Source organism: Serratia sp. LSHTC3 (assembly GCF_057197125.1).
In genome coordinates, this window is the sequence record NZ_JBXUNP010000004.1 from 437,427 (window position 1) to 457,284 (window position 19,858).

A 19,858-nucleotide genomic window follows, 5' to 3' on the forward strand; every position below is an offset into this window, starting at 1 on the left:
AGCGACCTCAAACAAAAAGACACGAAATCAGATAAAACAAGCAGCAATACAGCGCGGTGTTAAACAGCGCCGGATGCCAGACAAAATCGTAAATCCCCGTCGGCTGCAGCAGGCGGCGCAGGAGAAAAAACAGCGCCAGCGACACCAGCAGCTCGAAAAACACCGGCGGAAACGACAGCCCGAAGATGACCATAACCGGAAGCAAACTCATCACTTTTTCCTTATTGTTCACTACGCCGGGGAAAGACACATCTCGCCATTCACATTCTCTTTACATTTTAGCGTGCGCGCGCCACAAATCTTGACCGGACAGCTTGTCCAGGTCACGAACCCGAAAAAAGGTTAAACTTGGGGGCAGACATCCACGACAGGGATTGCGAGGGTGCCGGAGGAGCGGCAGGATTGCGTTGCCGATCGCTCTCGCACGTTGGTAAGGTCTATTCACCCGACCACGTTATATTAGCCTGCTTACTATCAAGTCATCAACAATCTGTGATCTAAATCACTTTTAAGCCAGAGTGAATAATGGAAAGATTAAAACGGATGTCGGTATTCGCCAAAGTGGTTGAGTTCGGGTCGTTTACCGCGGCCGCACGCCAACTCGACATGAGCGTTTCATCGATCAGTCAGACCGTCTCGAAACTGGAAAATGAACTGCAGGTCAAGCTGTTGAACCGCAGCACGCGCAGCATCGGCCTGACCGAGGCCGGCAAAATCTACTATCAGGGCTGCCGACGCATGCTGCAGGAAGTCAGCGAGGTGCATGAGCAGCTGTACGCATTTAACAATACTCCCGCCGGCACGCTGCGCATCGGCAGCTCATCTACCATGGCGCAAAACGTGCTGGCGAACATGACCGCCGAGATGATGAAAGAGTACCCAGGCCTGACGGTCAACCTGGTAACCGGCATTCCGGCGCCGGATCTGATCACCGACGGACTGGATCTGGTGATCCGCACCGGGGCGCTGCAGGACTCCAGCCTGTTCTCCCGCCGCCTGGGGCAGATGCCGATGGTGGTGTGCGCCGCCAAAAGCTACCTGATCCAGCACGGCACGCCGCAGAAGCCGAGCGACATGGTCAACTTCTCCTGGCTGGAGTACAGCGTGCGGCCCGACAGCGAATTTGAACTGATGTCGCCGGAAGGCATCACCACACGCATTTCCCCGCAGGGGCGCTTCGTCACCAACGACTCCTCCACCATGATCCGTTGGCTGAAAAACGGCGCCGGCATCGCCTACGCCCCGCTGATGTGGGTGATCGAAGAGATCAAACGCGGCGAGATCGAGATCCTGTTCAAAAGCTACCATTCGGATCCGCGGCCGATCTACGCGCTCTATACCGAGAAAGACAAACTGCCGCTGAAGGTGCAGGTGTGCATCAACTATTTAACCGACTATTTCGAACGCGTAGCGGCGGTCTATCAGGGCTATCGCTGAGCGGCGCTCAAATAGCGGCGCGCCAGCGCGGCCAGCAGCGTCAGCGCCACCATGCCGAAGCCCCACAGCAGCCAGACGGCGTAGCCCGCCCAGGTCAGCAGCACAGGAAAATAGCTCGCCAGCCCGCTGCCCAGCTGTTTCAGCCATGGCAGCCAGGCGTCCAGCACCGCCTGCGGCACCAGGCTCAGCGCACCGTTCACCGGCAACGATGCCTTCCCGGCTGCCTCCGCCAACGCCGGGAGCCAGGCCAGCACCCCGGCTACGCCCCAGGCCAGCAGCGTCCATAGCGCCATGGCGCCCAGCAGCAGCGCGAGTGTCCAACCGCCCCGGTTCACGGCACACCGCCGCCGCACTGCGGACAAAAGCGGCTGCCCGGCGGCAACGGTGCGGCGCACTGGCCGCAGGTGGCGCTTAGCGCGGCAAACGGCTGACCGCAGCGGTGGCAATAACGGGCGCCCGATTTATTCACTGCCCGGCATTCCGGGCACTGCGGCCCCGGCTCGCCATGCTGGTTATAGCGGTTGCCATGATGCCCGCCGCCGTGGCCCGCGCGCTGATGACCGCCGTGAATACCGCCTTGCCCCAACAACCGTTTCAGTAAGCTCATCCCGCCTCTCCTCTGTGCATTGACGCTGAACCTCACTGTAAACCCTGGAGTAAACTCCAGGGTAAAGCCCGGCGAGCAGGATTTACGTTTCATTACATCGTAAAAGTGGCAAGGCTTTGATGCCGTTAACAAAAGCACCATCGGCATTATCCCACGCCGTCGCGCTGCGTTATGCTGCGGAAACCTCTCCCTGCATCAGGAATAACCATGAAAAAAATCATACTGGACTGTGACCCGGGGCATGACGACGCCATCGCTCTGTTGCTGGCCTGGGGCAATCCGCAGATCGACCTGCTGGCGGTCACCACCGTGGTGGGTAACCAGACGCTGGACAAAGTGACGCGCAACGCCCTGGCGGTGGCCCGTATCGCCAATATCACCGGCGTCCCCTTCGCCGCCGGCTGCCCGCGTCCGCTGGTGCGCAATATCGAAGTGGCGCCCGACATTCACGGCGACTCAGGCCTCGATGGCCCGGTGCTGCCGGAACCCCACCTGCAGTTGGACTCACGCCACGCGGTAGACCTGATCATCGAAACCGTGATGGCCCACCCACCGGGCAGCGTGACGCTGGTGCCGACCGGCGGCCTGACCAATATCGCCATGGCGGTGCGTAAAGAGCCGCGCATTGCCGAACGGGTCAAGGAAGTGGTGCTGATGGGCGGCGGCTATCATGTGGGCAACTGGAGCGCGGTGGCGGAGTTCAATATCAAAATCGATCCCGAGGCGGCGCACATCGTGTTCAACGAAAAATGGCCGCTGACCATGGTCGGGCTGGATCTCACCCACCAGGCGCTGGCCACGCCGGCAGTCTGCGAACGCATCGCCGCCCTCGGCACCCGGCCGGCCGCCTTCGTCGGCGAACTGCTGGCATTCTTTGGGCGTATGTACCAACAGGCGCAGGGCTTCAGCGCCCCGCCGGTGCACGATCCATGCGCGGTGGCCTATGTGATCGATCCGAGCGTCATGACGGTGCGCAAAGCGCCGGTAAATATAGAGCTGACCGGCACCCTCACCTTAGGCATGACGGTCGCGGACTTCCGCGCGCCGCCGCCGCCGGATTGCCACACCCAGGTAGCGGTCAAACTGGATCAGGATAAATTCTGGGATCTGGTGGTGGATGCGCTGGAGCGGATCGGGGAGGTGGAGTAAGCGAATGAGAAACGAGATTAACGCGCTTTTACAGGCGCGTTAGTCCGTATTCTGCCGCGGCAACGGGAGGCTCAGGCCATAACCTCTTTTATTTCCAATACAGCAGAACAATCCTAACAATAAATCATTTTATAAAAATTAAAAAAAACAGGCAAAGACAAGAAGAATCTTAATAAAAATAAAACCATAAAAATCACATTGAATTTAAAAACCAGCAATGGAAAACGATGGAATAAATCTCCGCCGTCACGCCGCCGCTGACGAAATAAATTAAACAATAAGATACCTATTTTATTCTTCACATTGACTGCCGACATAGGCCATCGCCGAGATGCCCCACGATATTCACACACGTCAAGACAACCCTCAACCAACTGATTTCAATGAATAAAAATAATATTAGATTAAAATTTGACTGAATCACAATGGATTTGAGAAAATAGCGCATCTGTTTTTGCAAACAACAAAAATGCCTTTTGCGGGTGAAAAATACGGCTTAACCTTTCTTTAGGCACACGGTCTCGCGCATTCTCAGGGTAAACATTATTTATCGCTTCACCATGAAGACGGATTAAATTTCCCATGAGACATTTTCGAATTGAACATTACACGCATTTCAACATCAGGATAAAGGATAGGGAATAATCAAAACATGCATTTCATAAACGCTATCAGGCCATGGCAGGTTAACCATGGCCGATAAATCTCCCGCTAACGCAGCGACCATCGCCGTGCTGCCCCTGCTGCTGATCTGGATGGCGGCGGTCCTGCCGGTTTATTACCCCAACATGGGCGGCGACGGTCTGGCGCTGCCGCAAAACATTCTGGCCTGGAGCGTCATGGCGCTCACCACGCTGATCGTGACGTTTACCGTTTGCCTGGGTCGCATCCGTTTTTCGCTGACCCCCACCGCCCGGCGGTTGCTGCTCGGCATCGCCGTACTGGCGTTGCCGCTGCTGTATACCCGCCTCGAGTGGCGCGAAGATGCCCTGTGGCGCTGCGCCGGTTTGCTCGGCGGCTGGCTGTTCTATGTCGCCTGCCTGCAGCTGCGCCTAACCGCCCGACAGCGCGAGCTGCTGCTGTACGGTCTGCTGTTCGCCATCGGCGTTCAGGCGTTGCTGGCGGCGCTGCAGCTGTTCGCCCCCACGCTGGCCTGGGTAGCCCCTAACGGCAGCCGGGTCTACGGCGTCTTTCAGCAACCGAACGTGCTGGGCAGCTTTATCGCCACCGGGCTGGCCTTGGCGCTCTGGCTGCTGCTTGCTCCCCTCTCAGCGCCAACGTGGCGGCGGCAAATCCCGCTGCTCGCGCTGCTGGCCGTTTTCTCCGCCCTGCTGGTACTGATCCAGTCGCGCGCCGCCTGGCTTGGCGGCGCCTTGGCGGCGGCTTTGCTGCTGTGCCGTTTTGCCCGCCGGCGCCCGGCCGCGAGCCGCTGGGCCGGCGGCGCGCTGCTGCTGGGCGTGGCGATCGGCCTGGCGGTGCTATTCACCGGTTTCGGCCTGGATGGCCGCGCGGGTCTGATCGGTCGGGAGCTGTCCAATAGCGCTCGCCTCACCATGCTGCATGACGTCGGCGCCATGATCCTGGCCAAGCCGCTGCTGGGCTGGGGTTACGGCGGTTTTGAATACAGCTTCGCGCACTTTCGCCTGCAGGAAATGCCCTGGCGAGAAGTGTTGGAAGTCGCCGGGCATCCGCACAATGAAATCCTGCTGTGGTGGATTGAGGGTGGCCTGCCGGCGCTGGCAGGTATCGCTATCGTCCTTGCCGCCGGCGCACGGCTGCTGAAAAGCGCCTGGCAACGGGATCGAGAACAGCCGAACGGTGCGCGCGTCGGCTTGTTCCTGGTGCTGCTGCCGATGCTGATACACACCCAGCTGGAATACCCTTTCTATCTGTCTGCGCCGCACTGGCTGGCGTTTCTGCTGCTGCTGGCGCTGCTGGACGGCCAAACCGGCGAGCCCCGCCCGCTGCCGTTCGCCAAAGCCCTGAGCCTGCCGGTGGCGGTGGCGGCGGTCGGCGTGCTGGTGATGGCGGTCTTCGCCTGGCAAGGGCGCATGGCGCTCACCCAGTCGGAGCGCACTATGCTGGCCAACATCGACAGCATCGAGCAGATGCCGTCGCCGGCCGCCTGGATCTACCGGGAGCGCAAAACCTTCGACGAGCAATCTCACGCGCTGCTGGTCTACAACCAGACGCGTGATGATGCCCTGTTGACCGGCTATCGGCAGTGGGCCAATGCCTATCTGCAGCACCGCATCGACGCCAACGTCTACGCCACGCTGATCATGATCTTGCGCTATCAGGGGGATCAGGCACAAGCCGACGCTCGCCTGCGGGAAGCCGCTTTCCTGTTTACGCGGGATGCGCGGTTTAGGTAGGGCAACAAGGTGAGAGCGATGCCTCGTCGCTCTCACCTGCGTCATTTATGTAGCAAAATCAACGCGGCAATATCGCGCACTCTTTATCCAGCAGCGACTCTACCGACGCGCGATTGCCGACGTCCCAGCCGCGCTTCGAGGCCAACAAGATAAACCCTTGCCGGCCGGCAAACATCGTCGGAACGACGACCACGCCATATTCCGCCAGCTGCGGCGGCGACAGATGGAAATAATCCGCCAAATCCTTAATCGGGTAGATGCCCATCACGGCTGGCTGCATCACGCGGCGAGCATAATAGGTGTGGCGCAACAACTTATCCGGCAAAGGCCGCCATTGTTCCTGTATGTAGGGGCGTTCCGCCTGCAATTGGCGCCGCACGTCCTCGCGCAGACAGGTCAGGTGAATGTGCAACTGGTTTTGGCTGCGGCCGTAAGCGGAGTTGATCGCCATGCCCAACATATCATCCGGCACCGGCCCGCCATACTCGGCGGCCAGCCGGTAACGCATCAGCCAGGCATAGCCAAAATAGTCCGTCCGTTCTCCAACCAGCAGCTGCGGGCTTTCAATGCCGGAGAGCGGCGCCGTCGGCACCAGGATAAAGTGATAAGGGTAACGCGGGTTCTGCAGCACGCTAAAGCCCAGGGCCTTCCCCTGCGGCATATAAATCTGCTCGCACGGGGCCGGATTGCGTTTTTGCTGATAGTTGGCCATGCAGAGTTTATCGACCACACCCCACAGCGCATCGGAACGGGCGCAGCCCGTCAGGGACAGAACGCCCAGCACCAGCAGCCAACGCCGAGCGGATAATGCCAGGCGCGTCATTCTTGTCGTGCTCTGTTTTTTCGCCACGTCAATTTCATTCCATTATGTCGTGCAGGCTACGGCGTCCTGCCGCGCTTAGCGTTACGAATGCGAGAAAGGCCGCGAAATGGAGCATGGTTGAGGGGCCAACGCGTGGCCCCTTGAGGAAAGATTACGCCGTGCCGCCGACGGTGAGCGTGTCCAGTTTCAGCGTCGGTTGGCCGACGCCCACCGGCACGCTCTGGCCTTCCTTGCCGCACACGCCCACGCCTTTATCGAGCGCCAGATCGTTGCCGACCATCGAGATCTGCTGCATCGCCTCGATGCCGGAGCCGATCAGCGTCGCCCCTTTCACCGGTTTGGTGATGCGTCCCTTCTCGATCAGGTAGGCTTCGGTGGTGGAGAATACAAACTTGCCGGAGGTGATGTCCACCTGGCCGCCGCCAAAGTTCGGCGCGTACAGACCGTACTCGACGCTGGCGATGATCTCTTCCGGCGTCGATTGGCCCGCCAGCATGTAGGTGTTGGTCATGCGCGGCATCGGCAGATGCGCGTAGGACTCGCGGCGGCCGTTGCCGGTCGGGGCGACGCCCATCAGCCGCGCGTTGAGCTTGTCCTGCATGTAGCCTTTCAGCACGCCGTTTTCGATCAGCACGTTGTACTGGCCCGGCACGCCTTCGTCGTCGATCGCCAGCGAGCCGCGGCGCCCTTGCAGGGTGCCGTCGTCCACCACGGTACATAGCTCGGACGCCACCAGCTCGCCCATATGGCCGCTGAACACCGAGGTGCCGCGCCGGTTGAAGTCGCCTTCCAGGCCGTGGCCCACCGCCTCATGCAGCAGCACGCCCGGCCAGCCGGCGCCCAGCACGACCGGCATATTGCCGGCCGGCGCCGCCACCGCGCCGAGGTTGACCAGCGCCATGCGCACCGCTTCTTTGGCGTAGGCATCGGCGCGCACGTCGCCGTCGACGGTTTCCAGGAAGTAGTCATAGCCGAAACGGCCGCCGCCGCCGCTGGAGCCGCGCTCACGCTTGCCGTCCTGCTCCACCAGCACGCTGACGGAAAGACGCACCAGCGGGCGAACGTCCGCCGCCAGCGTGCCGTCGGTGGCGGCCACCAACACCTGCTCGTAAACGCCGGTGATGCTGGCGTTCACTTCCTGCACCCGCGCATCGGCGGCGCGCGCCACCTTGTCGACGCGGTGCAACAGGGCGATTTTCTCTTCGCGCGGCAGGCTTTGCAGCGGATCGAGCAGCGGATACAGCGCCCGGTAACCGATTTCGCCCAGGGTATGCGCCCGCCCGTCGCCCTGCTCGCGCACGATGCTGCGCGCCGCCTGGGCGCTCTGCTGCAGCGCATTCAGGGTGATCTGATCGGCATAGGCGAAGCCGGTCTTCTCACCGCTGACGGCGCGCACGCCGACGCCCTGGTCGATATTGTAAGAGCCATCCTTGATGATGCCGTCCTCGATCACCCAGGCTTCGTGATAGCTGGACTGAAAATAGAGATCGGCGTAGTCGATACGGCGTTCTGCCAGTTGACCCAGTACCCTGTACAGGTCTTGATGACTCAGCTTGTTGGTAGCGAGTAACTGCTCACTGACAAACGTCAGGCTCATAATGGTTTCACTCTTGATTGGAGGATAGCTTGTCAGACGGCGCCGTCAGCGACGTCTGGAATCGGTTGTGCTGCAGCACCGGCATCTGCGCACGAATATTTTTCAGGCTTGCGGTGTCCACGCGCACCTTCAGCGCCGCCACGGCGTCCGCGTTCTCGGCCAGCACCTTGCCCCAGCCGTCAACAGCCAGCGTGTGGCCCCAGGTACGACGAGTCGGTCCGTGGCGCCCCACCTGCGCCGGCGCCAGGATCATGCACTGGTTTTCGATCGCCCGGGCGCGCAGCAGGATTTCCCAATGCGCCTCGCCGGTGACCCGGGTAAACGCCGCCGGCACCGAAATCAGTTCGGCGCCCTGTGCCCGCAGCGCCTGGAACAGCGCGGGGAAGCGCAGATCGTAGCATATGGTCATGCCCAAGCGCCCGACCGGCGTATCCACCACCGTCAGGTGCTGCCCGTGCTGGTAGGTATCCGACTCGCGGTAGTGGCCGTGCGCATCGTTGATATCCACATCGAACATATGCAGTTTGTCATAGCGGGCGCGGATCTCGCCCTGCTCGTCGAACAACAGGCTGCTGGTAGTGATAAGTTCCGGGTTTTCGCGGCTGATCAAGGGCATCGAGCCCACCAGCAACCACACCCCATAGCGGCGCGCCAGCTCACGCACCGCGTTCTGCAGCGGGCCATCGCCCTGTTTTTCCGCCTGTTGGCGGTAGGCCGCGGAGTTGGCGAACAGCAGCGCGTTCTCCGGCGTCATGACCAGTTTTACCCCGGCATTGAGCTGCTTAATCTGCTGTTCAATCTGGGCCAGGTTATCGCGCACCTGATCGCCACTGCACAACTGCAACAACGCAACGTTAGCATTCCTCATGACGCCTTATCCTCCTTTGCCTTACGAAGTACCTCATTGATCTTCGGCTGGTCGAGATCGCCGCCGATATGGTAGCGAATCAGCGAAATCTTGCTCCACAGCGGCCCCAGCACCTGCGAGGCGGCAAATACCGCCGCGCCGACGATCGGGTTGACGACAAACGCCGTGGCCACGCCGACGGTCGCCGAAATCGCCGGCGCCACCACCGCCTCCATATCGATGCGGCGGCGCGCCAGATCGATCTGGCCGCTCATGGCGATGTCCGCCGCCAGGCCGTCGATCAATAGATTATCAGTATGCATTATGCCATCTTTCAGCCAGGCGGTGCTGCGGATGGAATCAAAGTAGAAACCTTTGCCGAAGGTATCGCTGAAATCGAACTGCAGCTTGCGCAGCAGGGCGTCGAAGCTGACCAGCCGCAGCAGCTGGCCGGCGCGGCCGCCGCCCATGCTGTCGATCTCGCCCTTGCCCATCTTGACCTGTAGCGCGCCGCTTAACGTATCGACCTGCGGCTGCCACGGCGCGCCGTGCCAGTACAGATCGAAGTCCACGTCGTAAGGCGCCCCCTTCAGCGGAATAGTGATGCCGAAGAAGGCGGCGGTTTCATCGATCTTGCCGCCGAGCAGTTTGCCTTTCAGCGAGCTGCGCTCTTCCTGCGCGTTTTGTTTCCACAGGCCGGTGGCGCTCATACGCCCTTTACCGGTATCGACCAGACCGTGATCCAGCGTCAGGGTATCCCCCCGATTAGTCAGATCCGCCTCGACCTTGCCGAGGTTCTGCCCCAGCACCCAGCACGACTTACAGCGCAGCATCAGCGAAGGCCAGTCGCGGAAGGAAACTTTCTCGGTCGACGGCGACGGTGCGCCCGCCGCGTTTTTCGTCTCGGCGAACTGTGGGTTGTAATACAGGTAGTTGATATCGGCGCGCCACGGCCCGCGATCGGCCACCCGCAGGCTGCCGTCCACTTCGTCGCTCTTGGCGCTCACCAGGGTAGCGCCAAGCTGTTTTTCGGCCGATAGCGTCAGCTTATGCCAGGCCTGGCCGCCCAACAGCAGCTGCGGCGTAGTCAGCGCCACGGTGGTAGGGAAGCTGAAACCGCCCACCTGACCGCTGCCGCCGCCCTGTTTCAGTGCCGGCGCCAGCAGCGCCAGCCACTGCTCACCGTCCAGCGCCGGCAGATTCAGCGTCATCGACTTGCCGGCCGGCAGCGGCGGCGTGCCGCCCCCGTTGGTTTGCCAGGCGGCGCGCGCCAGATTCACCTGTTTTTTATCGAAGTTCCATTCGCTGTTGAAGCGGTTCTGTTTGCCCGCGCTGCCGGTCAACATGAAACCGTTCAGACCGCCTTTGACCTTGACGTTCACCGGCAGTGCCTCGCCCGGTGCCTTGTCCAGCGGTGAAGGTAAGTGACTGCTCACTTTCTTCAAATCCGCGTCAATGCCGATATCATAGCTGGCCGAGCCCTGATGCGGCAGCGTGATGGCCACCTGGCTCTGCCAGGGCGCGCTGCCGCTGAGCGCATCAGCGGCCTCTTTTGGCAGGCCGGGGAACTTGCCCGGCAGCCAGTCGCCCTTCAGGCCGACATTGATCTTGTAATCGCGATCGCCTTCCTGCGTGGAAAAGTTGACCGCCACCGGCTGCCCGAACCAGTTGGCCGACAGGGGGTCGCTCTGCAGGTTGCCGTTGTCGAAGCGGAACTTGCCGCTGAGCTTTTGCAGTTCGCTGTCCAGCGGCTTTATCAGCAACGAATTGTTGTTCAGCGCCACTTCGCCGGTGGCTCTGACCTGCTCGCCGTCCAGGGGAATATCAAGATGTAAGCGCCCACTGACATCACCGCCAATCTGCAGCTGCTCCAGCGCCGCCCCGAGCGAATCGTGCAACGGCGTCTGCATGAAGTAGTCATGCACGTCGCTGCCCGCACCCGCGACTTCGGCGTCGATCAGCAGCCGCTCTTTCAGGTAATCCGGGATCACCGCGCTGATATTTTTACCCGCCACCTTACCCAATCGGGTTTGCGGCGCATGCATCCACAATCCCTCGTTGGCGAAATCGAGATCGATCGCCAAATCGGTCAGCGCCGGCCAGCCCGGTTGGAACTGGAAGGTGGCGTGACGTAGCGGTACGAAAACTTCAAACTGCCCTTCGTTTTTACGATACGGGAAGTGCTGCGGATCGCCGGAATAAATCAGCGTAGCGTTATCCACCTGGCCGCCCTGAATGGCGCCGCTCAGGTAGTCCACCAGATGCTTGCCCATCAACGGTTCCGGGAAATAGCGCCAGGCGTCGGCGCCGTCATACAGGCGGATGCCCGCCAGGATGTTCAGCCACGGATCGCCCTTGGCCGGCTGCTGATAACGGAAATCACCGTTGACCCACAGCGACTTCGCCTTGACGTCCAGCCCCTGACTCGCCAGCTCCCAGCCCTGATCGTTGTAACGCCAGGTCAGCGCGCCGCGCGCGCTGCTGATTTCAAGCGGGGCGCGGAACATGTCACCGTAAGGCAGGGTGCTGTCGGTGAGCCCCAGCGTCAGGCGGCCGTTCTCCACCCCGCCGCTCAACGCCCCGGAGAAGTGGTTAACGCCCGGCAGCAGTTCCCAACGCTGCCAGCTGACATCGCGCCACAGCGCCTGGAAACGGCTCTTTTCCGGCTGCTTGAGCGGAATGTCCAGCGCCAGCGCTTCCAATTGCCCCTGCGGCTGCAGATCGTTCCAGCGCTCGAGCACGTCCGGGCTGAGGAAGGAGAAGGTCGGCAGCAGCGCCGACAGACGCTCCAGCTGAATATCAGTCGCGCGCACACGCAGTTCTTCATTCTGCGCCGGCCCCATGAATTCGGTGTTTTCCGGCAGCCACAGCGCGGAAAGCGCGCCCTGCGGCCAGGCCTGGCCGTCGGTGCTCAACCGCAGTTGCGGCACGTCGAGCTGCCAACCGGTGCCCTGGCGGCGCAGCGACAGCGCCAGATTATCCACGTCCAGCCGGTGCTGCGCGGCGCCGGTATTCCAGTTGGCCGCCCCTTGCTTGAGCAACGCATGGCCGCCGGCGATCTCGCCGTTCTGCACCTGCAGCCAGGCAGCCAGGCTGAAGTCGGCGCTTTCCAGCCCGGTGTTGGCGCGCAGCCAGCGGGTAAACCAGGGTTTCATGTCGATGTTGTCGGCCTGCAGATAGACCGTGCCGGTGTCCAGCAGGCCCTGATTATCGCGCAGGTCCATGCGCAGCTGCACCACGCCGTGCTGGCCGTTCAGCGTCGACAGGCTGATCTGCCCCTCGGCGCGGTGGCGATCGCGGCCGTTGAGCCAGGTCAGCTGGGGAATGTCGAATTCGGCGCGCGCGCCGGCGGGCGTCAGGAATGAAATACGGCTGTCGCGCAGATCGAAATGGTCGAGCTGGCGCAGCATCAGATCGCTGATTTTACCCGGCTCAAGGCCTTCGCCCTGCCGATCGCCGCCCAACGTGGCGTTCAAATCGAGCCGGAATTGATAGAAGGTCAGATCGCGGAACTGCCAGCGCCAGTGCAACAGCGACTGCCACACATCCAGCGCCAGCGTCACGCGCTCGATATGCACATCGCTTTTGGGCAGCGTAACGCTCAGGTTACGCACTTCAAGCTGCGGGCCGAAGGTTTCCCAACTGCCCTGTAGGAAATCCATCTGCACGGGCACGCCGGACAGCTTCTCCACCTGCGCCAGCAGTTGGGGACGGTAGTCGTTCAGCTTCGGCAGCATCAGGCGCAGCCCGCTGATCAGCAGCGCCACAATCACGATTAGGGTGGCGCCTGTTGCTAACAGAATCCCAGGCAGTCGCCTCACGCAGTTCTCCTTGCTCCGCTGCCTGGCAACGGGAATATCTATGCACTGACGGGCCCGGCGTGCCGGGCCCCTACCGATGTCGGGCGGGCTACATCATGACGACGTCGAACTGCTCCTGGCTGTACAACGGTTCGATCTGCACCTTCACCTGTTTGCCGACGAAAATCTCCACTTCGGCCAGCGCATGCGACTCTTCGCTCTTCAGCGCTTCGCCGACCGCCGCAGAGGCGTACACCAGGAAGCGATCGGAATCGTAAGCGTGATGCACGCGCACAATCTCGCGCAGGATCTCGTAGCACACGGTTTCCACCGTTTTCACGGTGCCGCGCCCATTGCAAGTAGGACAATCGTGACAGAGCACATGTTCAATGCTTTCACGCGTTCGTTTACGCGTCATTTCAACTAAGCCTAGCTGAGAGAAGCCGTTGATCGTGGTTTTTACCCGATCTTTACTCAACGCCTGCTCCAGCGAGTGCAGCACCCGGCGGCGATGCTCTTCGTTGTTCATATCGATAAAGTCGATGATGATGATGCCGCCCAGGTTGCGCAGCCGCAGCTGGCGCGCAATGGCCTGTGTCGCCTCGATGTTGGTATTGAAGATGGTTTCGTCGAGGTTGCGGTGGCCGACGAAGGCGCCGGTGTTGATGTCGACCGTGGTCATCGCCTCGGTCTGATCGATGATCAGATAGCCGCCGGACTTCAGCTCCACCTTGCGCTCCAGCGCGCGCTGGATCTCGTTTTCCACATCGTACAGATCGAAAATCGGCTGACTGCCGGTATAGAGCTCGAGCTTGTTGGTGATGTCCGGGATGTACTCACCGGTGAACTCCACCAGCAGATCGTGCGTCAGCCGCGAATCGACGCGGATGCGATCCAGCGCCGCGCCGGCGAAATCGCGCAAGATGCGCTGCGCCAACGCCAGCTCGCCGTACAGCTTGTATTTGGTCTGGTTGCGCTTCTTGCGCTCCATCACCTTGGTCCACAGCCGTTTGAGGAATGCGGCGTCCTGCGCCAGCTCTTCCTCGCCGATGCCTTCCGCCGCGGTGCGGATGATAAAGCCGCCCAGCTCGTCGCAGTGCGGCGCCACGATCGCCTTCAGGCGCTCGCGCTCGGCTTCGCTGTCGATGCGCTGCGACACGCCGACGTGCGCCGCACCCGGCATGAAGACCAGATAACGCGAAGGCAGCGTGATATCGGTGGTCAGACGCGCGCCCTTGGTGCCAAGCGGATCTTTCACCACCTGCACCATCAGGTCTTGCCCCTGGCGCACCAGCTCGGCGATGTCGCGCACGTGGAAGTTTTTCCGCTCATCGCCGGCGACGCATTCGGTATGCGGCATGATGTCAGAGGCGTGCAGGAAGGCGGCCTTATCGAGGCCGATGTCGACGAACGCCGCCTGCATGCCCGGCAGGACGCGGCTGACGCGCCCTTTATAGATATTGCCGACGATGCCGCGTTTGGATTCGCGTTCGATATGGATCTCTTGCAGAATGCCGCCATCGATATAGGCGACCCGCGTTTCAGACGGTGTGATATTAACCAGTAGCTCAGCTGTCATGCCTTCTCCTCAGAGCCGGTCGATAATGGCAGCGCCCATCAACCGGTTCTTACATCACGTAATGCGACAAAATTACTGAGCAGCTCATGTGTTTCGACCAGCGGCAGACCGACCACTGCGTGATAACTCCCGGTTATCGTTCTGACGAAACAACCACCCTTTCCTTGAATTCCATAGGCGCCCGCCTTATCCATCGGTTCGCCCGTAGCAATATAGTCGCGGATATCCTGTTGTGACAGGCTGCGGAACGTCACGTCGGTCACCACCAGCTGGCAACGCACGTCGTGGCGATCGGCGATCGCCACTGCCGTCATCACCTGATGCTGCTTGCCGGACAGGGCCGCCAGCATGTCCGCCGCATGGGCTTCGTCGCGCGGCTTCTCCAGCACCCGGCCGTTGAGCACCACGATGGTGTCGGCGCCCAGCACCGGCCGATCTTCCTGCGCCAGCGCCACGCCCGCTTTGGCCTTGTCCTGCGCCAGGCGGCGCACATAGGCTTCTGCGGCTTCGCCTTCCCGGCGCTGCTCTTCGGTATGCGTCAGCAGAATGTCGAACGACACGCCCAGCAGGGTCAGCAGTTCACGTCGACGTGGGGAGCCGGAGGCCAGATAAAGCGAAGTCATTGATATACCCTTACTGTACGGCGAACTGACGGCGGATTTTACGCATCAACAGGAATAACCACGGCCACAAAATGCCGTTTACCACACTACTCCAGAACACCTCTGGGCGGAAAGAGACGTTGATCACTAAAAACTCAGCCCAGAACACCACCACATCCATCGACAGCGACAGCAACACGACGATAAGCGCCTGTTGCCACAGCGCCATATTGCGGAACAGTTGGAATTTGAACGCCACCAGATAGGCGATGATGCCCAGCGCCAGCGCGCGCACGCCCAGCGTGGAACCGAGGATCAGATCCATGATCAGCCCCAGCACGAAGCCGGTGCCGACGTTGACCCGATGTGGCAAAGCCATCACCCAGTAGATCAGGATCAGCACCAGCCAGGAAGGCCGGAACATGTAGATCTGCTCCGGCCACGGCATGATTTGCAGCACCAACGCCACCAGGAACGACAGCCAGATTATCCAGCGCCCGTGGCTGCGGTAGCTGTTCATTGCACCACCCCCGCCGCCGCGGGCTGAACCTGAGGCTGAGCAGAGGCCGGTGCCGTGGTTTGCGGCGCCACCCCGGTGGCCGGAGCCGGCAGCTGTGGCCCGACGGAACCGGCAGGCGGCAGCACCTGCGGCATCATCTGCATCAGGCGTTCATTGGCCACGCGGTGCACTTCGTCCGGCGGCAGCGGCATGTCGCCGTTGCGATCGGCGCCCCACAACAACAACAGATAACGCAAGCGCTGCAGACCGGCGGTCGGCCGCGCCTGAATCACAGTGTAAGCACGCTGGTTGTCGACCTTGACCGAGGAGACCACCGCCACCGGATACCCTTCAGGGAAGCGGCCGCCGAGGCCGGAGGTGACCAGCACGTCGCCGACGCGGATGTCGGTGTTGTTCGGCAGATGCTCCAGTTGCAGATCGTCGGCGCAGCCGCTGCCCGCGGCGATCACCCGAATATCGTTGCGCAGCACCTGGATCGGCAGCGCATGCGAGGCGTCGCAGATCAGCAGCACGCGGCTGGTGACTTTCGCCACCGCCACCACCTGACCGACCACGCCCTTGTCGCTGATCACCGGCTGGCCTTCATAGACGCCGTTGTCCGACCCTTTGTCGATCACCACCTGATCGCTATACGGATCGGAACCGGTGGAGATCACCTGGGTGACCATCTTGTGTTCGTCCTGACGCAGCGGGGAACCCAGCAGCTCGCGCAAGCGGGCGTTTTCCTGCTTGAATTGGCCAAGAAGAAGAATATCGCTGTTTTTCAGCAGCAGTTCCTGCCGCAGAGCGCGGTTTTCCAGCTCCAGCTGTTGGCGGGTGGCCAGCGTCTCTGACACGCTGTCCAAAACTTTACGCGGCCCGTTGGCCAGAAAATAGAAAGGGCTGACTGCGGTGTCCATGTAGTTACGTATCTTCACGAACGTGCCGAGCCGGCTGTCGGCAACGATCAGGCCAATGGCCGCAATCACCGCCAAAAAAAGTCGCAGTTGCAGGGAAGGCCCCCTGCTAAAAATCGGCTTCATAAATTATGCGAGTTCCTCGACAACAGAAAGAGGAACCGTACCCGATTCTCGCTGTGCGCATTCATCCGATACGATTCCTCCTTCCAGGGGCTGACTATTCTTCGCTGAACAAATCGCCGCCGTGCATGTCGATCATTTCCAACGCCTTGCCGCCGCCGCGCGCCACGCAGGTCAGCGGATCTTCCGCCACCACGACCGGGATGCCGGTTTCTTCCATCAGCAGGCGATCGAGGTTGCGCAGCAACGCGCCGCCGCCGGTCAATACCATGCCGCGTTCGGAAATGTCGGAGGCCAATTCTGGCGGGCACTGCTCCAGCGCCACCATCACCGCGCTGACGATGCCGGTCAGCGGCTCTTGCAGGGCTTCGAGGATTTCATTGGAGTTCAGGGTAAAGCCGCGCGGTACGCCTTCGGCCAGGTTACGGCCACGGACTTCGATTTCGCGCACTTCGTCGCCCGGATAGGCAGAACCGATTTCGTGCTTGATGCGCTCGGCGGTCGCTTCGCCGATCAGCGAGCCGTAGTTGCGGCGCACATAATTGATGATGGCTTCATCGAAGCGGTCGCCGCCGATGCGCACGGAAGAGGAGTACACCACGCCGTTCAGCGAGATCACCGCCACTTCAGTGGTACCGCCACCGATATCCACCACCATGGAGCCTGTCGCTTCGGAAACCGGCAAGCCTGCACCGATCGCCGCCGCCATCGGCTCTTCAATCAGGAACACTTCGCGCGCGCCGGCCCCTTGGGCGGACTCGCGGATAGCGCGGCGTTCAACCTGGGTCGCGCCGACCGGCACACAGACCAGCACGCGCGGGCTTGGGCGCATGAAGCTGTTGCTGTGAACCTGTTTGATAAAGTGCTGCAGCATTTTTTCGGTCACGAAGAAGTCGGCGATCACGCCGTCTTTCATCGGGCGAATAGCCGCGATGTTGCCGGGGGTGCGGCCCAGCATCTGTTTGGCGTCATGACCGACGGCCGCAACGCTCTTTGGGGAGCCGGCACGATCCTGACGAATGGCAACCACCGAAGGTTCATTCAGTACGATGCCTTGCCCTTTAACATAAATCAGGGTATTGGCGGTACCCAAGTCGATGGACAAGTCGTTGGAAAACATGCCACGAAATTTCTTAAACATAACGAAAGGATAATCCTGCAAGCTGGGGGCGGAAAATAAAATCCGCCTACTTTACCAACCACACGAAGCAGCGACAAGGCGCAAAAACGTTCTACTTCGGTGAAAAATAGTCTGTATTGTTTCTGCTCGAATGCACGGAAATTGGATGAGGCCTGAATTCCCTGAACAAAGGCTCAGTTTACCACCCTGTCAACGCACGAAACGGCGTAACACAGCTCATAAAATCTAACATATTCCCTGATTGCCGCCGATGGTAAGCACCTACCAACGCCAACCAGATAAAAGCTGACAAGAGCCTATCTCAAATAGGCGTCATTGTCGCAGGCAGATTGGAGAAAACTCCAAAATGACGGGTGACATGGCCCAGATGGATCCGGCGCTCATTCTACGTCAATTTTTGTCCGGCAATCAGCTTAAACGCGATAACGACGTGAATATTTTTTACGCCCCGCGTCGATCGGTTCCGGCGACGCGAAAAAGTCGCCCTGCCCGCCATGGATCCCACGCTCTTTCAGCGTCTGCCATTCGTTGCGCGTACGTACGCTGGCGGCGAACACCTGCGCGCGCGTACCCGCGCAGGCGCCGGTCAGGCTCTGCACGAACAGCTGGTTTTCGTCCCGCTTATCGATGCTCCGCACCAACCCCGGGTGGAGCTTGACGATCTCCACCTGCAGCGACTTGATATAGGACGCACTGACCACGGTTAAACCCGCTTTGGACACCGCAAGGCGGCAGCCCAGCCCTGACAACAGCCTCAGCACCGGACGCAAACGGTCGATATGTTGACACACATCTGCCTCCGCAAGTTCAATCAGAATTCGTCGACGCTGACTTTTTTCGCACTGCAACAGCGTATCCCGCAGCCAGCGCTGGAAAGAGCGCTGCAAAATCGAGTCTACGCACAGCGGGAACGCCAGCGTTTCCTCGGGCCACTGCGCCAACAAGGGAATGATGCGGCTCACCTGTTGGCGATCGTAACTCTCCGCCAACCCCAGCTGCTGCACCAGCGGCATATATTCCGCCGGCAGCAATTCCTGGGTGCCGTCATAGATCCGGCTCATGATCTCGCGATGGTGCACCTCGCCTTCCACGGTCACCGCCGGTTTCTGATACAGCCGCGGGCCGCCGCGCGCCAGCACCTGTTCCAGCAGCGTGCGCCACTTGACGCTGCCGCGCCCCTTTTCCGGCACCTGGCTGTCGTACACATACCACCCGTTTTCGCCCTGCAGCGTAGCGTGGCGCGTCGCCTGCTCCGCATAATCGATCACCTGCTCGGTGGTTTGACCGCTGCGGTACGCCACGATGCCGATGTGCAGGAAGGCCTCGCGATCGATCAGCGCCGTGGAAGGCAAGGCATCGATGGCGTTGACCAGCTGTGAAGCGATGCCGTCGGCCTCCTTCAGGGTTCGATGCGGCAACAACACGGTAAAATCGCTGTGGAAGTAGCGCGCCAGCAGCGCCGACGGGTAGCGCATCACGAAGGTAGACAGCAGGTTGACCAGCGAATACATCAGCTCCTGCACCGCCACGCTGCCGTGCGTCTCGCGCAGGGTCTCGAAATCGGGCAGCCGCACCATCATCACGATGCCGTGCGAGCCTTCATCTTCCAACTGAGTGGTCAATTGGTTATCGAAGAACAGGCGATTATTCAGCCCGGTTTTGGCGTCCTGCGCGGCGAAGGCGCGGATCAGCGTATCGACCCGGCTGCGCTCTTCCCGCGCTTCCGCCAGATCGGCCAGCAGGCGGTCGAGCGCGCCGCTGACGTTGGCCGGCCACTCACGCACGTCGCCCTGCATGACGTTTTCACGCTCGCCGTTCAGAATGCGCCGCGCGCGGCGTTCCAGACGATCTTCGCCGTCGGCCTGTTCACGCAGCCAGCGCAGGCTGAACAGCAAAATCACCACCATGACGACGATCGACAGCGTGACGGCGGCGGTGGATTGCAGCGTACGCACGTCGCTGGCGAAGGGATCGAGGTAGGTGATGTACAGCGTGCTGCCCGGGTGCTGCAACAGGGGGCGCGAGACCTGACGATAGCCGTTCAGCGCATCCCAGTGCTCTTTTTTGACCGTCGGCAATTTATAGTCGAGCAGTTGGCTGGTCCCGGCCTCTATGCGGATCGACACGATGCCGAGCGTGCGCATGACGATGGGCAACCATTTCTCCTGCTCCTGCGGCGGCTCGCTCAGCATGGCTTGATCGAGAGTGGTAACCAGCGAATCCAAGCGGCGCTCCTGGCGATCCTGGGTAACGTAAAAGAAGCTGTATGAGCATCCCATCAGCATCAAAAACATCGCCAGTGCGACCAACAGAGTGATCAATGCAGAGAGTTTGGTGGTAAATCGCATCCCTGTGCCTTGTC

At 60.9% G+C, this 19,858-nt stretch carries 16 protein-coding genes; 3 read left to right on the forward strand and 13 right to left on the reverse strand.

Going from position 1 to position 19,858, the window contains the following annotated elements; all coding sequences use genetic code 11:
• Positions 1-7: 7 nt before the first annotated feature.
• Complete coding sequence (aaeX, locus tag AC2CGI_RS17720; RefSeq protein ID WP_004936952.1) at positions 8-211, reverse strand: p-hydroxybenzoic acid efflux pump operon protein AaeX; 204 nt, start codon at positions 209-211, stop codon at positions 8-10.
• 314 nt (positions 212-525) lie between these two features.
• Between aaeX and aaeR the strand changes: the two genes are divergently transcribed.
• Positions 526-1,437 carry an HTH-type transcriptional activator AaeR gene (aaeR, locus tag AC2CGI_RS17725; protein WP_015379188.1) on the forward strand — a complete coding sequence of 304 codons (912 nt, stop codon included), beginning with the start codon at positions 526-528 and terminating at the stop codon, positions 1,435-1,437.
• Here aaeR and AC2CGI_RS17730 read toward each other — a convergent pair.
• Both AC2CGI_RS17730 and AC2CGI_RS17735 read right to left on the reverse strand, forming a co-directional pair.
• Positions 1,428-1,772 carry a hypothetical protein gene (locus AC2CGI_RS17730; protein ID WP_004936948.1) on the reverse strand — a complete coding sequence of 115 codons (345 nt, stop codon included), beginning with the start codon at positions 1,770-1,772 and terminating at the stop codon, positions 1,428-1,430. The genes aaeR and AC2CGI_RS17730 overlap by 10 nt on opposite strands.
• Positions 1,769-2,044 (reverse strand): double zinc ribbon domain-containing protein, encoded by a 276-nt coding sequence (locus AC2CGI_RS17735; protein WP_004936944.1) that lies wholly within the window; start codon positions 2,042-2,044, stop codon positions 1,769-1,771. The genes AC2CGI_RS17730 and AC2CGI_RS17735 overlap by 4 nt, the downstream gene beginning before the upstream one ends.
• Positions 2,045-2,251: 207 nt before the next feature.
• On the opposite strand from AC2CGI_RS17735, the gene uriH reads away from it, so the two are divergent.
• Together uriH and AC2CGI_RS17745 are read left to right on the forward strand one after the other, a co-directional pair.
• Positions 2,252-3,193, forward strand: a complete 942-nt coding sequence (uriH, locus tag AC2CGI_RS17740) for a uridine-preferring nucleoside hydrolase UriH (RefSeq protein WP_015379191.1) — start codon at positions 2,252-2,254, stop codon at positions 3,191-3,193.
• A 692-nt stretch (positions 3,194-3,885) separates the two neighbouring features.
• A complete protein-coding gene (locus AC2CGI_RS17745; RefSeq protein WP_076741017.1) occupies positions 3,886-5,568 on the forward strand; it encodes a PglL family O-oligosaccharyltransferase in 1,683 nt (560 codons plus the stop codon).
• Between the two features lie 58 nt (positions 5,569-5,626).
• On the opposite strand, the gene AC2CGI_RS17750 is transcribed toward AC2CGI_RS17745, so the two are convergent.
• The 10 genes from AC2CGI_RS17750 to csrD all read right to left on the reverse strand — a co-directional run bounded on the left by AC2CGI_RS17750 (position 5,627) and on the right by csrD (position 19,844).
• The gene (locus tag AC2CGI_RS17750; RefSeq protein WP_021505121.1) at positions 5,627-6,391 is read right to left on the reverse strand and encodes a CDP-diacylglycerol diphosphatase; all 765 of its coding nucleotides are present in this window, start codon (positions 6,389-6,391) and stop codon (positions 5,627-5,629) included.
• A 151-nt stretch (positions 6,392-6,542) separates the two neighbouring features.
• Complete coding sequence (gene tldD / locus AC2CGI_RS17755; RefSeq protein WP_021505122.1) at positions 6,543-7,988, reverse strand: metalloprotease TldD; 1,446 nt, start codon at positions 7,986-7,988, stop codon at positions 6,543-6,545.
• Between the two features lie 7 nt (positions 7,989-7,995).
• The gene (gene nit1, locus AC2CGI_RS17760; protein WP_004936930.1) at positions 7,996-8,856 is read right to left on the reverse strand and encodes a deaminated glutathione amidase; all 861 of its coding nucleotides are present in this window, start codon (positions 8,854-8,856) and stop codon (positions 7,996-7,998) included.
• Positions 8,853-12,656 (reverse strand): AsmA2 domain-containing protein YhdP, encoded by a 3,804-nt coding sequence (gene yhdP / locus AC2CGI_RS17765; RefSeq protein ID WP_076741018.1) that lies wholly within the window; start codon positions 12,654-12,656, stop codon positions 8,853-8,855. The genes nit1 and yhdP overlap by 4 nt, the downstream gene beginning before the upstream one ends.
• Positions 12,657-12,744: 88 nt before the next feature.
• Entirely contained in the window at positions 12,745-14,214 is a 1,470-nt protein-coding gene (rng, locus tag AC2CGI_RS17770) for a ribonuclease G (protein WP_004936922.1), read from the reverse strand.
• Positions 14,215-14,252: 38 nt separating this feature from the next.
• Positions 14,253-14,837, reverse strand: coding sequence for a Maf family protein (locus AC2CGI_RS17775; RefSeq protein ID WP_004936921.1), 585 nt, complete (start codon positions 14,835-14,837; stop codon positions 14,253-14,255).
• Between the two features lie 10 nt (positions 14,838-14,847).
• Positions 14,848-15,336 carry a rod shape-determining protein MreD gene (mreD, locus tag AC2CGI_RS17780; RefSeq protein WP_004936918.1) on the reverse strand — a complete coding sequence of 163 codons (489 nt, stop codon included), beginning with the start codon at positions 15,334-15,336 and terminating at the stop codon, positions 14,848-14,850.
• Positions 15,333-16,358, reverse strand: coding sequence for a rod shape-determining protein MreC (gene mreC / locus AC2CGI_RS17785; protein ID WP_028127540.1), 1,026 nt, complete (start codon positions 16,356-16,358; stop codon positions 15,333-15,335). Before mreC ends, mreD begins: the two co-directional genes overlap by 4 nt.
• 94 nt (positions 16,359-16,452) lie before the next feature.
• A complete protein-coding gene (mreB, locus tag AC2CGI_RS17790; RefSeq protein WP_003855260.1) occupies positions 16,453-17,496 on the reverse strand; it encodes a rod shape-determining protein MreB in 1,044 nt (347 codons plus the stop codon).
• Positions 17,497-17,909: 413 nt separating this feature from the next.
• Positions 17,910-19,844 (reverse strand): RNase E specificity factor CsrD, encoded by a 1,935-nt coding sequence (csrD, locus tag AC2CGI_RS17795; protein WP_076741019.1) that lies wholly within the window; start codon positions 19,842-19,844, stop codon positions 17,910-17,912.
• Positions 19,845-19,858: the final 14 nt, after the last annotated feature.

What these genes read in the sequence shown, in the direction of transcription:
- csrD (WP_076741019.1), bottom strand. Translation starts at nt 19,844, where the DNA reads ATGCGATTTACCACCAAACTCTCTGCATTGATCACTCTGTTGGTCGCA.
- uriH (WP_015379191.1), top strand. Translation starts at nt 2,252, where the DNA reads ATGAAAAAAATCATACTGGACTGTGACCCGGGGCATGACGACGCCATC.
- rng (WP_004936922.1), bottom strand. Translation starts at nt 14,214, where the DNA reads ATGACAGCTGAGCTACTGGTTAATATCACACCGTCTGAAACGCGGGTC.
- aaeR (WP_015379188.1), top strand. Translation starts at nt 526, where the DNA reads ATGGAAAGATTAAAACGGATGTCGGTATTCGCCAAAGTGGTTGAGTTC.
- AC2CGI_RS17775 (WP_004936921.1), bottom strand. Translation starts at nt 14,837, where the DNA reads ATGACTTCGCTTTATCTGGCCTCCGGCTCCCCACGTCGACGTGAACTG.
- nit1 (WP_004936930.1), bottom strand. Translation starts at nt 8,856, where the DNA reads ATGAGGAATGCTAACGTTGCGTTGTTGCAGTTGTGCAGTGGCGATCAG.
- mreC (WP_028127540.1), bottom strand. Translation starts at nt 16,358, where the DNA reads ATGAAGCCGATTTTTAGCAGGGGGCCTTCCCTGCAACTGCGACTTTTT.
- AC2CGI_RS17735 (WP_004936944.1), bottom strand. Translation starts at nt 2,044, where the DNA reads ATGAGCTTACTGAAACGGTTGTTGGGGCAAGGCGGTATTCACGGCGGT.
- AC2CGI_RS17750 (WP_021505121.1), bottom strand. Translation starts at nt 6,391, where the DNA reads ATGACGCGCCTGGCATTATCCGCTCGGCGTTGGCTGCTGGTGCTGGGC.
- AC2CGI_RS17745 (WP_076741017.1), top strand. Translation starts at nt 3,886, where the DNA reads ATGGCCGATAAATCTCCCGCTAACGCAGCGACCATCGCCGTGCTGCCC.
- tldD (WP_021505122.1), bottom strand. Translation starts at nt 7,988, where the DNA reads ATGAGCCTGACGTTTGTCAGTGAGCAGTTACTCGCTACCAACAAGCTG.
- mreD (WP_004936918.1), bottom strand. Translation starts at nt 15,336, where the DNA reads ATGAACAGCTACCGCAGCCACGGGCGCTGGATAATCTGGCTGTCGTTC.
- aaeX (WP_004936952.1), bottom strand. Translation starts at nt 211, where the DNA reads ATGAGTTTGCTTCCGGTTATGGTCATCTTCGGGCTGTCGTTTCCGCCG.
- mreB (WP_003855260.1), bottom strand. Translation starts at nt 17,496, where the DNA reads ATGTTTAAGAAATTTCGTGGCATGTTTTCCAACGACTTGTCCATCGAC.